The following is a 14,752-nucleotide window of genomic DNA, read 5'->3' as shown; positions in this document are numbered from 1 at the left end:
GCATCGAAGTCGCGGTGGTGACGGGCCTGTCGGGAGCGGGCCGCAGCACCGCCGCGAAATGCCTGGAGGACCTCGGTTGGTTCGTGGTGGACAACCTGCCGCCCGAGCTGATCGCGACCATGGTGGAGCTGGGTGCGCAGGCCAGGGGGGCCATCACCAGGGTCGCGGTGGTGATGGACGTGCGCAGCCGCGCGTTCACCGAGGACCTCGCGGCGGTGATCAAGGACCTGGACGCGCGCGGCTACAAGCCGAAGGTGCTGTTCCTGGAGGCCACCGACGACGTGCTGATCCGCCGGTTCGAGTCGGTCCGGCGCGGCCACCCGCTGCAGGCGGACGGGCGGCTGGCCGACGGCATCGAGGCCGAGCGGATCCTCCTCACGCCGCTGCGCGAGGAAGCCGACCTGGTGCTGGACACCTCGGCGCTGTCGGTGCACCAGCTGCGGGCCAAGATCGAGGACACGTTCGGCACCGAGTCGGCGACCCGGACCAGGGTCACGGTGCTGTCGTTCGGCTACAAGTACGGCCTGCCGATGGACGCCGACCTGGTGATGGACGTGCGGTTCCTGCCGAACCCGTTCTGGATCCCGGAGCTGCGCGAGCAGACCGGCCTGGACGGCGACGTGCGGAACTACGTGCTCACCCAGGAGGGCGCGGAGGAGTTCCTGGACCGCTACCACGAGCTGCTGCGGCTCATCGGCGCCGGCTACCGGCGCGAGGGCAAGCGGTACCTGACGCTGGCGGTCGGCTGCACCGGCGGCAAGCACCGCAGCGTGGCCATCTCCGAGGAGCTGGCGGGCAGGTTGGCCACCGAGGACGGCATGGCGGTCAAGGTCGTCCACCGGGACCTGGGACGCGAGTGAGCTGGAGAGCGGTAGCGCTGGGCGGCGGGCACGGGCTGCACGCCACACTCACCGCCCTGCGCCGGGTGACCGACGACGTGACGGCCGTGGTGACGGTCGCCGACGACGGCGGCTCCTCGGGGCGGTTGCGCCGCGAGCTGGGCCTGCTGCCGCCCGGTGACCTGCGCAAGGCGATGGTGGCGCTGGCCGGCGCGGACGAGTCGAGCAGGTTGTGGGCGGAGTTGTTCCAGCACCGGTTCGGCGGCACCGGCGCGCTCGCCGGGCACGCGGTGGGCAACCTCGTGCTGGCCGGTCTGCTGGAGCAGCTGGGCGACCCGGTCGCGGTGCTGGAGCAGGCGGGACGGCTGCTCGGCGTGCGCGGCCGGGTGCTGCCGATGTGCACCGAGCCGTTGTCGATCGAGGCCGACGTGACCGGGCTGGACGAGGACGCCGACGTGGTGCGCCGCATCCGCGGCCAGGTCGCGATCGCCACCACGCCGGGCCGGGTGCAGCGCATCCGGCTCTACGGTCCCGGCGGCCCGGGTGAGGCGCCGCGCGGCTGCCCGGAGGCGGTCGAGGCGGTGCTCGGCGCGGACGTGGTGCTGCTCGGGCCGGGTTCGTGGTTCACCAGCGTGCTGCCGCACCTGCTGGTGCCGGAGCTGCACGACGCGCTGGTGCGCACGTCGGCGCGGAAGGTCGTGGTGCTCAACCTCGTCCCCCAACCGGGGGAAACCGAGGGGTTCTCCCCGGAGCTGCACCTCGACGTGCTGTGCGAGCACGCGCCCGCGCTGCGGGTGGACGCGGTGATCGCGGACGTCGGCGCGGTGCCGGTCCCGGACCGGCTGGGCCGGGCCGCCGCAGCTCTCGGCGCTGCGGCGCACCTCGCGCCGATCGCGGTGGCGGGCGCGCCGGACCGGCACGATCCGATCGCGCTGGCGTCGAGCATCCGGCGGGCGTTGGCCGGCCCTGGTGACGGGACCGGCGGGGCGTCGAGTACAACCCTCCAGGAAGACACGACCAGGGGAGGCGAGGCACCGTGGCGATGACGTCGGCGGTGAAGGACGAGCTGAGCAGGCTGGCCGTCTCCAAGACCTGCTGCCGCCGCGCGGAGGTCGCCTCCCTCCTGCGCTTCGCGGGCGGCCTGCACATCGTCGGCGGCCGGGTGGTCGTGGAGGCGGAGCTGGACCTGGGTTCCACGGCGCGCAGGCTGCGCCGGGAGATCCACGAGCTGTACGGGCACCAGTCGGACGTGTTCACCATCACGTCCAGCGGTCTGCGCAAGGGCACCCGGTTCGTGGTGCGGGTGGTCAAGGACGGCGAGGGCCTGGCCAGGCAGACCGGTCTGCTGGACCCGCGCGGACGGCCGGTGCGCGGGCTGCCCGCGCCGGTGGTGTCGGGCGGGGTGTGCGACGCCGAGGCGGCGTGGCGCGGCGCGTTCCTGGCGCACGGCTCGCTGACCGAGCCGGGCCGGTCGTCGTCGATGGAGGTGACCTGCCCGGGGCCGGAGGCGGCGTTGGCGCTGGTCGGCGCGGCGCGGCGGATGGGCATCGGCTCGAAGTCGCGCGAGGTGCGCGGCGCGGAGCGGGTGGTGATAAGGGATGGCGACGCGATCGGCGCGATGCTGACCAGGCTGGGCGCCCACGACAGCGTGCTGGCGTGGGAGGAGCGCCGGATGCGCCGCGAGGTGCGGGCGACGGCGAACCGGCTGGCGAACTTCGACGACGCCAACCTGCGCCGTTCGGCGCGTGCGGCGGTGGCGGCGGCGGCCAGGGTGCAGCGGGCGCTGGAGATCCTGGGCGCCGAGGCGCCGGACCACCTGGCGGCGGCGGGCGAGTTGCGGCTGGCGCACCGGCAGGCGTCGCTGGAGGAGCTGGGCCAGCTGTCGGAACCGCAGATGACGAAGGACGCGGTGGCGGGCCGGATCAGGCGGCTGCTGGCGATGGCGGACAAGCGGGCCAAGGAGCTGGGCATGCCCGACACCGAGTCCGCGGTGACCGCCGACATGCTGGACGCCGAGGTCTGACGCCAGGTCCGACGCCGAGGTCTGCGCCGAGGGCCGACGCCTACGACCGGCCCGACGCGCCTAGCGGAGACCCAGGGCGGCCACGAGCGGGTCGACCAGGGTTTTCACGTAGGTGTCGGTGAGGTGGTTGTCGCGGTAGACGACGACGTTGCCGACCACGGCCGGGCAGACGTCGGCCCGGCAGATCCAGTCGGTCAGGTCGACCACCCGCACGCCCGGCAGACCGGCCGCGGCCTCGGCCGGCGGGTCGGTCGGCGAGCCGACCGCCTCGGCGCGGGGCGTGTCGCACTCGCTCGGCCGGTCCGGGTGGCGTTCCAGGCACGGCACGACCGGTGCGGCCGGGCGCGGCAGCTCGCGGATCACGGCGACCGGGATGTCCGCCTCGGACAGCGCGGCGAGCATGGTCCGGTAGCCCTCGACCATCCGGTCCGGTGACTCCCAGGTCCAGTTCAGGTCCTTGCGGTAGGACTCCGGCGACATGGCGGCGGTGACCACCAGGTCGGGGTCCAGGTCGCGGATGATGTCCAGCTTCCGCCGGTTCTCCTCGGAGCACACGGTCAGCGGCGTGCCCGCCTCCGACGGCGGCACGGCGGTGAACGGGCAGCCGTTGCGCACGATGACCTTCACCCGCCACCGGCCCGCGCCCTCGTGCCGCACGAACTCGGCCAGGGCGCTGCTGAACTGCGCGGCGTGCGAGTCGCCGACCACGACCACGGTCTTGGCCGCACCGGGGTCGCCGTACATGCAGGACGTGAGCTCTCCGCTCATGTCGTAGATGTTGCAGTCGCCGGGCAGGTCGCCGAGCGGCCCGTCCCGCTCGGCCACGGCGGGCGCGGGTGCGGGCGCGACACCGGACGGGACGGGACGCGGGCTGTCCGGGTCGAGGGCGAGCGCGCCGGGGTGCTCCTCTTCGACCACCGGCTCGGCGCGCAGCGCGGCCAGCGTGGACTCGGCGGACGCCCAACCGGCCCCCGCGACCGCCACGGTCACCGCGACCAGCGCCGCGCCGAACGCGTACGTCGTGCGCCTGCGGTCGCCGCGCCTGCCCCGGAACGGGTCCTCGACGAAGTGCTTGGACAACGCCGCCAGCACCAGGCTCAGCCCGGCGGCGAGCAAGACCTGGCGCCGGCTCAGCGCGGCACGGCCGGTCAGCTCCAGGACCAGGACGATCACCGGCCAGTGCCACAGGTACAGGCTGTAGGAGATGTCGCCGACGTAGGTCATCGGCCGAAGCCCCAGCACGCGGGCCAGCGAGTCGTCCCGGGCGACCAGCATCGCGACCGTGCCGAGGGTCGGCGCCGCCGCGATCCAGCCCGGGAACGCCATGTCGGTGGTGAACCAGAACGCGCTCACCAGCACCGCCGCCAGACCGCCCCAGCCGAGCAGCACGCGTGCCGCCGGGCCCGGCCGCAGCCGGTGCAGCACCATCGCGGCCAGGCCGCCGATGCCCAGCTCCCACATCCGGGTCGGCGTGACGAAGTACGCCGCGCCGTGGTCGACCGGCGTGTACCAGACCGAGAACGCGAACGACGCGACCGTGATCGCGCCGACCGCCACCACCGCGTACCGCACCGGCCCGCCACCCCGACCGGCCGCGAACACCGCGGCGACCAGCAGCACGAGCGGGATGACCAGGTAGAACTGCTCCTCGACGGCCAGCGACCAGAAGTGCTGCACCGGTGAGGCGCCGACGGTGGCGTGCCCGTAGTCGTCCGACAGCGCGGCCAGCAGCCAGTTCTGCGCGTTGAGCGCGGCGAACACCACCTCGCGCAGCACGACCGGCCACCGTGACGCGGGCAGCAGCGCGAACACCGCCGCCGTGGTCGCCAGCAGCACGGCGGTGGCCGCGGGCAGCAGCCGCCGGACCCGCCGCGCGTAGAAGTCGAGCAGCCCGACCCGCCCGGTGCGCCGGATCTCGCCGGTGAGCGTGCCGATGATCAGGAACCCGGAGATCACGAAGAAGACGTCGACACCGACGAAACCGCCGGTCAGCCACTCGGGGCGGAGGTGGTAGCAGACCACCAGCCCGACGGCGAGCGCCCGCAGTCCCTGGATGTCGACTCTGACGGCGTGGGAACCGCCGGTGCGCGTACGTGCCAGGGCCTGCTCACCGGTCGCCAACGCCACTGTCCACCGCCAGGAGGTCGAGGAAAAACGGCGCAGCTTAACGTGCGGTTGTAACGCTGGATGTCGGCCGTTCGGCCTGGCGTCACCCAGCGTTCGAGCGCGCGGGTGGGGCGCCCTGCGGCAGGGCGTCCCGCGACCCGGAACGTCACGGCCGTGAAACCTCCGCGCCGGTGGGTACCCGAGGGGTCGGCTACCCGGCCGCCGCTGTTACTCCGAAGTAACAAGCCGGTCAAGCTGGATTTTCTTGTTCGATAAAGAGATCCTGGTGGTCCACGTGACCAGGGACGCAGCCCGGAGGCTAGGCTGGCTCTCGGCTGCCTGGTCAGCCCATGACTGCACGCCCCTGGCGGACAACGCCAGTCGAGTACCGAGGAGACTCACCGTGACGGTTCGCGTAGGTGTCAATGGTTTCGGCCGCATCGGTCGCAACTTCTGGCGCGCCGTTCAGGCCAGCGGGCACGACATCGAGATCGTCGCCTTCAACGACCTCGGTGACGTCAACACCATGGCCCACCTGCTCAAGTACGACTCCATCCTGGGCCGCCTCGACGGCGAGGTGACCGTGACCGACGAGGGCATCGCGGTCGACGGCAAGGTCATCAAGGCGCTGGCCGAGCGCGACCCCGGCAAGCTGCCCTGGAAGGACCTGGGCGTCGACGTCGTCGTCGAGTCCACCGGCTTCTTCACCGACGCGGCCGCCGCCCGCAAGCACGTCGACGAGGGCGGCGCCAAGAAGGTCATCATCTCCGCGCCGGCCAAAGGCGAAGACCTCACCGTGGTGCTGGGCGCCAACGACGACCAGTACGACGGCTCCCAGACCGTCATCTCGAACGCCTCGTGCACCACGAACTGCCTGGCCCCGCTGGCCAAGGTGCTGCACGACAGCTTCACCATCGAGCGCGGTCTCATGACCACGATCCACGCCTACACCCAGGACCAGAACCTCCAGGACGCGCCGCACAAGGACCTGCGCCGCGCCCGTGCCGCCGGGATCAACATCGTGCCCACCAGCACCGGTGCCGCGAAGGCGATCGGCCTGGTCCTGCCCGACCTGAAGGGCAAGCTCGACGGCTACGCCCTCCGCGTGCCCGTGCCCACCGGCTCGGCCACCGACCTGACCGTCACCGTCGGCCGCGAGGTCACCGTCGACGAGGTCAACGCCGCCTACAAGGCCGCCGCCGAGGGCCCGCTCAAGGGCTACCTGCGCTACAACACCGACCCGATCGTGTCGGCCGACATCGTCACCGACCCGGCGTCCTGCATCTACGACGCGCCGCTGACCAAGGTCATCGGCAACCAGGTCAAGGTCGTCGGCTGGTACGACAACGAGTGGGGCTACTCCAACCGCCTCGCCGACCTGGTCAACCTCGTCGCCAGCAAGCTCTGACGACGGCAAGCGGGAAGCTCGCTGTGAAGACTCTCGACGATCTGCTCAGCGAGGGTGTCTCGGGTCGGCGCGTCCTCGTGCGCGCCGACCTGAACGTCCCCCTCGACGGCGACCGGATCACCGACGACGGCCGCGTCCGCGCGTCGGTGCCCACCATCAAGGCGCTGGTGGACGCGGGCGCCCGCGTCCTGGTCGCCGCCCACCTGGGCCGCCCCAAGGGCGAGCCCGACCCCAAGTTCTCCCTCGCGCCCGTCGCGGTGCGGCTCGGTGAGCTCCTCGGCCGGACGGTCGAGATCGGCACCGAGGCCGCCGGCGACGGCACCGTCGTGCTGCTGGAGAACATCCGCTTCGACGCCCGCGAGACCAGCAAGGACGACGCCGAACGCGCCGCCCTCGCCGACGAGCTGGCCGCCAAGGCCGACGCGTTCGTCTCCGACGGCTTCGGCGTCGTGCACCGCAAGCAGGCCTCCGTCTACGACGTGGCCAAGAAGCTCCCGCACTACGCGGGCGGCCTCGTGCTGGCCGAGGTCGAGGTGCTGCGCAAGCTCACCGACGACCTCAAGCGCCCGTACGTGGTCGTGCTGGGCGGCGCGAAGGTGTCCGACAAGCTCGGCGTCATCGCGAACCTGCTGTCCAAGGTCGACCGGCTGCTCATCGGCGGCGGCATGGCCTACACCTTCCTCAAGGCCCAGGGCCACGAGGTCGGCGGGTCCCTGCTCCAGGAAGACCAGCTCGACCAGGTCCGCGGCTTCCTCGCCGAAGCGCAGGAGCGCGGCGTGGAGCTCGTGCTCCCGGTCGACGTGCTCGCCGCCGTCGACTTCGCGCCCGACGCCGAGTTCGAGGTCGTGGCCACCGACGCCATCCCCGCCGACCGGCAGGGCCTGGACATCGGACCGGCCACCCGCGAGCTGTTCGCGTCGAAGCTCGCCGACGCGCAGACCGTGTTCTGGAACGGCCCCATGGGCGTGTTCGAGTTCGAGGCGTTCTCCGGCGGCACCCGCGCGGTGGCCGAGGCGCTCGTCAAGAGCGACGCGTTCACCGTGGTCGGCGGCGGCGACTCGGCCGCGGCCGTGCGCGCGCTGGGCCTGCCCGAGGACGGCTTCTCGCACATCTCCACCGGCGGTGGGGCGTCCCTTGAGTACCTGGAGGGCAAAGAGCTCCCCGGCGTTTCTGTCTTGGAGACCTGATGGCTCAGCGTCAGCCCCTCATCGCGGGCAACTGGAAGATGAACCTCAACCACCTCGAGGCCATCGCCCTGGTGCAGAAGATCGCCTTCTCCCTGCCGGAGAAGTACTTCGCCAAGGTCGAGGTGGCGGTGCTGCCGCCGTTCGTCGACATCCGGTCCATCCAGACCCTGTGCGACGGCGACAAGCTGCTGCTCAAGTACGGCGCGCAGGACCTCTCGCCGCACGACTCGGGCGCCTACACCGGTGACGTGTCCGGCCCCATGCTGGCCAAGCTCGGCTGCACCTACGTCACCGTGGGCCACTCCGAGCGGCGCGAGTACCACGGCGAGGACGACGCGCTGGTCAACAAGAAGGTCAAGGCGGCGCTCAAGCACGGCGTCAGCCCGATCTTCTGCCTCGGCGAGCAGCTGGACGTCCGCGAGGCCGGCCGGCACGTCGAGCACTGCACCGACCAGCTCGTCGCGGGCCTGAAGGGCCTCACCGCCGAGCAGGTGCGCGACGTCGTCGTCGCCTACGAGCCCGTGTGGGCCATCGGCACCGGCAAGGTCGCCTCGTCGGCGGACGCGCAGGAGGTGTGCGCGGCCCTGCGGGTCAAGCTCGCCGAGCTGTACGGCGAGGACGTCGCGTCGGCCGTTCGGGTGCTTTACGGCGGGTCGGTCAAGTCGGGCAACATCTCCGAGCTGATCGCCCAGAAGGACGTCGACGGCGCCCTCGTGGGTGGTGCGAGCCTGGACGCCGACGAGTTCGCCAAGTTGTGCGCGCTCGCCGCGGGCGGACCTCTACCCTGATGTGATTGACACGCACTCCCCCTACGGTGGCCCACGGTCGGCAGTCGACCGGGTACTCTGTGGCGTCACCTGCCTGACAGCGAGGAAGAAATGATCCTGTTCCTTCAGATCCTGTTGATCGTCTCCAGCTTGCTGCTGATCCTGCTGGTGCTCCTGCACCGGGGACGTGGCGGCGGTCTTTCCTCGTTGTTCGGCGGCGGTATGCAGTCCAGCCTGTCCGGTTCCAGCGTGGTGGAGAAGAACCTCGACCGGCTGACGCTGTTCGTCGGCGCGATCTGGGTCATCGCCATCGTGGGCATCGGGCTGTTGATGAAGGTCAGCTGACACAGGTCGGCGGGCGTCCGACGACGCCGGTCGATACGGACACAGGGAAACCACGTGGTGGGGGTGTGAGGGTCGATGGCTGGTGGTAACGCGATTCGCGGTACCCGCGTCGGCGCAGGCCCGATGGGCGAATCGGAGCGCGGCGAGTCCGCGCCCCGACGTCGGGTGTCGTACTGGTGCGCGAACGCGCACGAGTCTCGGCCGTCGTTCGCGGTCGAAGCCGAGATCCCGGAGAACTGGGACTGCCCCCGGTGCGGTCTTCCGGCGGGGCGCGACGAGCAGGCACCCCCTGCTCCGCCGCGCAACGAGCCGTACAAGACGCACCTGGCGTACGTGAAGGAGCGGCGCTCCGACGCGGACGGTGAGGCGATCCTCGAAGAGGCGCTCATCAAGCTGCGCAAGCAGCGCGAAGAGCCCTAGTCAGGCGAGAACGGAGCGACGGCCCCCGTGGGATTCCCGCGGGGGCCGTCGTCGTTCCCGGTCTCAGTTCTGCTCGGTGCTCTTGCTGCTCCTGGTGAACAGGCCGGCGAACTGGCGTCGCACCAGGATCGCGCCGACCAGCAGGAAGAACACCAGGACCACCAAGGTGGACGTGGTGCCGCCGGTCGAACTGGTCAGGGCGATGTCCACGCTGCCGACCAGCACCACACCGCAGTCGGCCCGGATCACGTGGCGGCCCGGTTCGATCATGGTGAACTCGACCCTCGTGCTGAACGTGCCCGAGTTGTCCGCTTTCGCCGTGCCGACGTCCTCGCCGAGCGAGCTGAGCTTCACCGACGAGCCCGGATCGCAGCCGGTGCCGGTGGCGGTCAACGGGTCGCCCGGCTGGATGTTGTCCTTGTCCAGCGTCAGGGCGCCGTCACCGTCGAACGGCTTCGTCGTGGTGGACGCGGGCGGAGCCGAACTGTCGGTGGTCGTGGTCGTCGTCGTCGTGGTGGTGGTCGGCTGGGGCGTCGTGGTGGTGACCCGTGGGCGCGTGGTGGTCGTGGGCGCCACCGGGGGAGCGGTCGTCGTGGTGGTGACCTGCGGCGGTGGGGTGGTGGTCGTGGTGGGCGTCGGCGTCACGGTGAAGCTGTCCGTCGGCGTCGACGTCGCCGCGCACACCGGGCGGGCGGTGACCCGGTGACCGCCGAGGCTCGCGTTCGCCGGCACGGTCGCCGTGCCCGAACCCGAACCCCGACCCGAGTGCCTGCCCGTGCCGATGACCTGCCCGCCGTCCCACACGATCCGCACCGTGTAGTCCGAGCAGTCCGGATCGAGGTACACGCCGGACCAGTAGAGCGTGAACGTGCTCCCCGCCTGACCGGCGTCCGGCGTCGCGGTCGCGTTGCCGTTCCCCTGCGCGGATACCGGTGTCGCTACAAGCGCTGTAACGCCGTATGCCAAGGCACCGAGTAAAGCTAGTGTTCCTGCCGATCGCATACCGACTCCCGGACTAGTCCGCTACCCACCGACGAGGTGCCCTTGTGAGACGCATTATGAGCAGCGTCGGTTTACTGCTCCTGTGCGGGATCTTCCTGGGCGTCGGCCCGGTGGGCGTTCCCATGGCCCACGCCGCGGGTGACGCGGTCACCATCGACGCCACTGTGGACGGGACACCGGTGGGCGAGGACGAACTGCTGCTCGACCCGTCCGGCTCCTCCCGCATCTCCATGACCGTCCACAACGGAACGGACACGGTCCGCCACGTCAAGGCGATCAGGCTGTCGGGCACGGCGTTGGCGCTGACGTTCTTCTCCTACGACACGACCGTGCCGTTCGACGTGCCCGCCAAGCAGAGCGTCACGCGCGGGTTCGTGCTCGACCTCGGTCAGCTCGGCACGCAGGCGACCGGTCTGCTGCCGACCGAGCTGGAGGTGCTCGACACCAACCGCGAGGTGATCGCGTCGATCGGGACGACCGGTGACGTGCGCGGGTCCGTGTGGTCGGTGTACGGGGTGTTCGGGCTGGCCGTGTTCGGGCTGACCGTGCTGGCGTGGGCGGGTGCGCTGTTCGCGCTGGCCCGGCGTCGGCTGCCGGCGAACCGGTGGCAGCGGGCGATGCGGTTCCTGCCCGCCGGGGTCGGCACCGGGTTGGTCGCGGTGATCTCGCTGTCCGTGCTGCGGGTCATGGCGCCGTCACCGGCCGCCGAGATCCCGTTCATCCTCGGCGCGGCGGCGGTCGCGCTCGTGCTCGGCTACCTGACACCGCACCCGGCCGCGGACGAGTTGCCGCCTCTCGACCCGCCTCTTTCCCCGCCCCCGCCGCTCTCCTCTCCGCTCTCCCCGCCGCCGCTCTCCCCGCCGTTCGCCGACCCGGAGGCCACCCAGCGCATCACGCGGCCGTTGCCCGGCGGTGCGGCGTGACGGTGTCGGCGAACGTCGTCGCGGCGTTGCCGCAGTACGACCTCGGCGCGCAGATCGGGCGCGGCGGCATGGGGGTCGTGTACGCGGCCGTGCACCGGCCGCTGGGGCGTCCGGTGGCGGTCAAGCGGCTGCCCGGTGTGCTCGCTTCGGATGAGCGGATGAGCGCGCGGTTCGCGCACGAGGCGCGGTTGCTGGCGCGGCTCGACCACCCGCACATCGTGCCCGTGTACGACTACGTCCAGGACCGCGGCGAGCACCTGCTGGTGATGGAGAAGCTCGACGGCGGGACGGTGTGGTCGAAGTTCGTCGGTGCGGGCGTCACGCCGGCCGAGACGTGCGCGTTCGGGCTGGCGATGCTGTCCGGTCTGCACGCCGCGCACGGGGCCGGGGTGCTGCACCTGGACGTGAAGCCGAAGAACCTGCTGTTCACGGCGGGTGGGGTGCTCAAGGTCGCCGATTTCGGGATCTCGCAGGTGGTGAGCGAGGGGGCGACGCTGGTGACGCACGGCGGGCAGGTGCTCGGCACGCCCGCGTACCTGTCGCCGGAGCAGGCGTTGGGGAATCCGCTGAGCCCGGCCGCCGACGTCTACGGTGCCGCGACGGTGCTGTACGAGCTGCTGAGCGGGAGGCTGCCGTTCGACAGCGGTGGTGGGGCGCTGGCGATGATCCAGCGGCACGTCTACCAGCAGCCCCGCGCCCTGATCGAGGTACCAGATCCACTCGCCCGAGTGATCATGCGCGGTCTCGAACGCGACCCCCAGGCCCGCTACCGCAATGCGGAGACGTTCGCGGTGGACCTGGCGGGCGCGGCGGCAGAGGTGTTCGGCCGAGACTGGCTGCTGCGGTTGGGCACACCCGTCCACCTGACCCCGCAAGTCGCCGCCGCCGGCACCCGCCCGGCAACCGCACCCTCCGTGCCGCCCGAGACGTTGGCCATCCCCGTGCGCGCGACCCTGGTGGACGCCCCGTCAGCGCCGCCGGTGCAGCTGGGCGCGCAGACCCTGGTACCGGCGGCCCAGGTCCTCACGCCCCTCACGCCCCTCGCGCCCCTCGCGTCCCCGAAGCCCGCGCGCTGGTTCGCCCTGGCAGCAGCGCTGGCAGCCGTGCTGATGATCGCCGTCCCGTTCACCGCCCCCAGCCGCGACCTGCCGGCAGTTGAGGCCGACCTGAGCAAACCCGTACCCATCGGCACCGGCTCTCCCACGACCGCACGGCTGACCGTGACAGCGGCCGGCATCACGCTAGCCGACGTGCCCGCCCTCCCCGAGGCAACCGCGCAGCCTGGCAGCACCACGCGCCCCGACGCGCCGCTGACGTTCGAGCTGCCGGGCGCCAGCCGGTGGATCGTAGGCGGCGCGGCGGTGGCCACGGTAACGGCCGACGGCAACTCCCAGACCTACTCCCTCCAGCCGCGCACACACCCGATGATCAGCATCATGGGGGCGGGCAGCGCGGTGCTGCTGCTGTTCACGCTCGCGTACCTGGAGTCGATCCTGCGCTCCCTGCGACGCCGTCAGTCGGGCACAGCGGCGGTGGTCGCAGCGGCCCCACTGGGCTTCGGGCTCGGCGTGGCGATCTGGCTCCTGCCATCCGTGGTGCTGCGCCACACCCCCGACCTGTGGCCGGCGCTGGCGTGCGGCGCCCTGGGCGCGATCGCCGCCGTCTGCACAGCCGTCGCCACCCGCCGCTCCGCCCTCCGCTAGCCCGCTGGCGCGACGGTCCTCCACCTGCGCCAGCCCTCCCGCCAGCGCGACAGCCTCGCGCTCGCGACAGGCCTCCTGCCGGGGACAGGCCTCCGCGCCACCGGACTCGACCCAGTCCGCCCCGGCCCCGAGTCCGCCCCCGGCCCCGCGCGAGTCCGACCCTGGCCCGGCTCAAGTCCGCTCCCGCGCCGACACGAGTCCGCTCCCGACCCAGCCCCGAGTCCGCCTGCCAGCCTCAGTGCCGCCCTGCCCCGCACCGCCGGCCCGCTCTTGCCTCGCCTGGCCGCGCGCATGTGGCGTCTCGCGTCGCCCGGTCCCGCTGCGACTGGTCACCGCTGCGACTGGCCTTGATCGCATTCGGTCGGGTGGGGGGCTGGGGTCGAGGGGGTGGGGTTGGTTGCGGGCCTCGTTGTTTCAACCGACGTTTCAACTCAAAGATTATAGCGTTTCTTTACGTCGTTGGGTGATGATCACCCGATTGAGTGGTCGGGGAATCAGGTGTCCAGGGGTCTGACCAGGGAAAACGTTACCCGGACCATGAAGCCGCCGCCGTCCGTTGGGCCCGCTTCGAACTCGCCGTTCAGCAGTGCCGCACGTTCGCGCAAGCCCACGAGGCCGTGACCGCCGCTCGGCAGCGTCCCGCAATCGAGCGATCCGTCCGGTGGCTCGTTGCGCACTTCCACCAGCAGTTCGTCGGCATCCGCGAGCACCAGCACGGACGTCGGCGCACCGAACGCGTGCTTCCGCACGTTGGTCAAAGCCTCCTGAACCGTCCGGTACACCGCGCCCGAGACTGGGGCGGGGAGGTCGGCTACCGGGCCCTGCACCGTCAGGGTTGCGGGTATCCCGGCGGTGCTCACCAGTTGTGGCAGTTCTTCGATGCGGGGCTGGGGGGAGTCGTCGCCGCTGGTCGTCCGCAGCACGCTCACCAGCTGCCGCAGCTCGTCCAACGTCCGCGTGCTCAGCATCCGGATCGTCCCCGCCACCTGCTTGGCGTTCGGATCGGCCGCCGCCATCCGCAGGGCACCCGCCTGCATCGCGATCAGGCTCACCTGGTGCGACACGACGTCGTGCATCTCCCGTGCCAACCTGGCCCGCTCGTCCGCCCGCACCGCGTGCGCGTGCAGCATCCGCTCCCGCTCCCGACTCGCCGCCAGCTCCGTGATCCGCGCCGACAGCTCCTCCCGCGCGTGCGCCAGCAGCCCGATCGCGATCGGCATCCCCGCGACGATGCACCCGTAGATCGCGTCGTGGACGTGCGTCTTCCAGTCCAACGCCAAGAACTCGCCCGGCGGCCACAGGAAGAACCGGCTCAGCCACACCAACGCCGCCGCGATGTAGGTCTGCGTCGACAACAGCTTCCGCCGCGCCAACGTGCCCAGCGCGATCATCGCCGCCAACTGCGCCCACCCGGCCAGGAACCCGGGCACGGTGATCAGCACCACCAGGAACGGGAACCGCCGCCGCAACGCCACCGCCGCCACCGCGATGACCGACAGCACGTAGTTGTACGTCTCGGCCTCGGGCACGACCCGCAGCCACACGTCCAGCGCCGCGATACCGACGGCACCCGCGTCGAACGCCAACTGCCGGTGCCGCCCCAGCACCCGCCCGAGCGCCTCCAGAACGGCAGCACGGCGCACCCGTTCGGTCGGAACGCCGTTGTTGACCCGACCGCTCGGCAGTCTCTCGACAGCGTTGCCGGCCAGGGTCGGACCTCCTGTGTCAGCTATCCGCCGGTCCTCACCGTACTGCGCTGTCATCACGCTTGGCATGACCCGCCCTTCCGCCCCCGACGTGCTCGATCGACCCGCTCACCCTTCGAGATGCGGTGATTACCCGGACGGGACGCGGAGCGGGACACAAAATTGCGAGCGCGAACGTCCGGAAAGCGAACATCCTGCGTAGAGGCCGGCGGGGAGTGCGCCAAATCACCCGGCAGATGCCACGCAGACGTCACCGCAGACGCCACGCGGACACCACCGCAGACGCCGCTGCCGCCGGCACCCGGAGGGCGAACGGCGGCAGC

Annotated in this window: 13 protein-coding genes; 10 read left to right on the top strand and 3 right to left on the bottom strand. The window is 71.6% G+C overall.

What is annotated here, in order from left to right:
- The first annotated feature begins 2 nt into the window (after window positions 1-2).
- From rapZ to whiA, 3 genes are read left to right on the top strand one after another with little or no spacing between them, the layout of a single operon-like run.
- Window positions 3-860, top strand: coding sequence for an RNase adapter RapZ (rapZ, locus tag FM051_RS39780; protein ID WP_162470788.1), 858 nt, complete (start codon window positions 3-5; stop codon window positions 858-860).
- Window positions 857-1,885, top strand: a complete 1,029-nt coding sequence (locus FM051_RS39775) for a gluconeogenesis factor YvcK family protein (RefSeq protein ID WP_158852294.1) — start codon at window positions 857-859, stop codon at window positions 1,883-1,885. Before rapZ ends, FM051_RS39775 begins: the two co-directional genes overlap by 4 nt.
- A complete protein-coding gene (whiA, locus tag FM051_RS39770; RefSeq protein WP_033440743.1) occupies window positions 1,876-2,862 on the top strand; it encodes a DNA-binding protein WhiA in 987 nt (328 codons plus the stop codon). Before FM051_RS39775 ends, whiA begins: the two co-directional genes overlap by 10 nt.
- 60 nt (window positions 2,863-2,922) lie before the next feature.
- On the opposite strand, the gene FM051_RS39765 is transcribed toward whiA, so the two are convergent.
- A complete protein-coding gene (locus FM051_RS39765; protein WP_158852293.1) occupies window positions 2,923-4,989 on the bottom strand; it encodes an acyltransferase family protein in 2,067 nt (688 codons plus the stop codon).
- A gap of 382 nt (window positions 4,990-5,371) precedes the next feature.
- Here FM051_RS39765 and gap point away from each other — a divergent pair, with 382 nt between their 5' ends.
- From gap to FM051_RS39740, 5 genes are all read left to right on the top strand, one after another.
- Window positions 5,372-6,376 (top strand): type I glyceraldehyde-3-phosphate dehydrogenase, encoded by a 1,005-nt coding sequence (gene gap / locus FM051_RS39760; protein ID WP_158852292.1) that lies wholly within the window; start codon window positions 5,372-5,374, stop codon window positions 6,374-6,376.
- Window positions 6,377-6,399: 23 nt separating this feature from the next.
- On the top strand, window positions 6,400-7,563 hold the full coding sequence (locus FM051_RS39755; protein ID WP_202919249.1) for a phosphoglycerate kinase: 1,164 nt from the start codon (window positions 6,400-6,402) through the stop codon (window positions 7,561-7,563).
- Complete coding sequence (gene tpiA, locus FM051_RS39750) at window positions 7,563-8,351, top strand: triose-phosphate isomerase (protein ID WP_158852291.1); 789 nt, start codon at window positions 7,563-7,565, stop codon at window positions 8,349-8,351. Before FM051_RS39755 ends, tpiA begins: the two co-directional genes overlap by 1 nt.
- A 90-nt stretch (window positions 8,352-8,441) precedes the next feature.
- Complete coding sequence (secG, locus tag FM051_RS39745; protein WP_158852290.1) at window positions 8,442-8,675, top strand: preprotein translocase subunit SecG; 234 nt, start codon at window positions 8,442-8,444, stop codon at window positions 8,673-8,675.
- Window positions 8,676-8,750: 75 nt separating this feature from the next.
- Window positions 8,751-9,095, top strand: coding sequence for an RNA polymerase-binding protein RbpA (locus FM051_RS39740; protein WP_033440747.1), 345 nt, complete (start codon window positions 8,751-8,753; stop codon window positions 9,093-9,095).
- Between the two features lie 63 nt (window positions 9,096-9,158).
- Here FM051_RS39740 and FM051_RS52360 read toward each other — a convergent pair whose 3' ends face one another.
- Window positions 9,159-10,061 (bottom strand): hypothetical protein, encoded by a 903-nt coding sequence (locus FM051_RS52360; protein ID WP_238412980.1) that lies wholly within the window; start codon window positions 10,059-10,061, stop codon window positions 9,159-9,161.
- A 92-nt stretch (window positions 10,062-10,153) separates the two neighbouring features.
- Between FM051_RS52360 and FM051_RS39725 the strand changes: the two genes are divergently transcribed.
- Together FM051_RS39725 and FM051_RS39720 are read left to right on the top strand one after the other, a co-directional pair.
- A complete protein-coding gene (locus tag FM051_RS39725) occupies window positions 10,154-11,020 on the top strand; it encodes a hypothetical protein (protein ID WP_158852289.1) in 867 nt (288 codons plus the stop codon).
- Window positions 11,017-12,723: a serine/threonine-protein kinase gene (locus FM051_RS39720; RefSeq protein WP_158852288.1), complete on the top strand. Its 1,707-nt coding sequence runs from the start codon at window positions 11,017-11,019 to the stop codon at window positions 12,721-12,723. Before FM051_RS39725 ends, FM051_RS39720 begins: the two co-directional genes overlap by 4 nt.
- 494 nt (window positions 12,724-13,217) lie before the next feature.
- Here FM051_RS39720 and FM051_RS39715 read toward each other — a convergent pair whose 3' ends face one another.
- The gene (locus FM051_RS39715) at window positions 13,218-14,486 is read right to left on the bottom strand and encodes a sensor histidine kinase (protein ID WP_238412979.1); all 1,269 of its coding nucleotides are present in this window, start codon (window positions 14,484-14,486) and stop codon (window positions 13,218-13,220) included.
- Between the last annotated feature and the right edge of the window lie 266 nt (window positions 14,487-14,752).

It is taken from the genome of Saccharothrix deserti, from assembly GCF_009769385.1.
GTDB classification, from domain to species: Bacteria; Actinomycetota; Actinomycetes; order Mycobacteriales; family Pseudonocardiaceae; genus Actinosynnema; species Actinosynnema deserti.
Note: the sequence above shows the minus strand (reverse complement) of the source record. Positions and strands in the feature narration are given on the sequence as shown.

Excerpts from the sequence above, each read along its gene's own strand:
- tpiA (WP_158852291.1), top strand. The coding sequence starts at position 7,563 with ATGGCTCAGCGTCAGCCCCTCATCGCGGGCAACTGGAAGATGAACCTC.
- FM051_RS39740 (WP_033440747.1), top strand. The coding sequence starts at position 8,751 with ATGGCTGGTGGTAACGCGATTCGCGGTACCCGCGTCGGCGCAGGCCCG.
- FM051_RS39715 (WP_238412979.1), bottom strand. The coding sequence starts at position 14,486 with ATGACAGCGCAGTACGGTGAGGACCGGCGGATAGCTGACACAGGAGGT.
- FM051_RS39725 (WP_158852289.1), top strand. The coding sequence starts at position 10,154 with ATGAGCAGCGTCGGTTTACTGCTCCTGTGCGGGATCTTCCTGGGCGTC.
- secG (WP_158852290.1), top strand. The coding sequence starts at position 8,442 with ATGATCCTGTTCCTTCAGATCCTGTTGATCGTCTCCAGCTTGCTGCTG.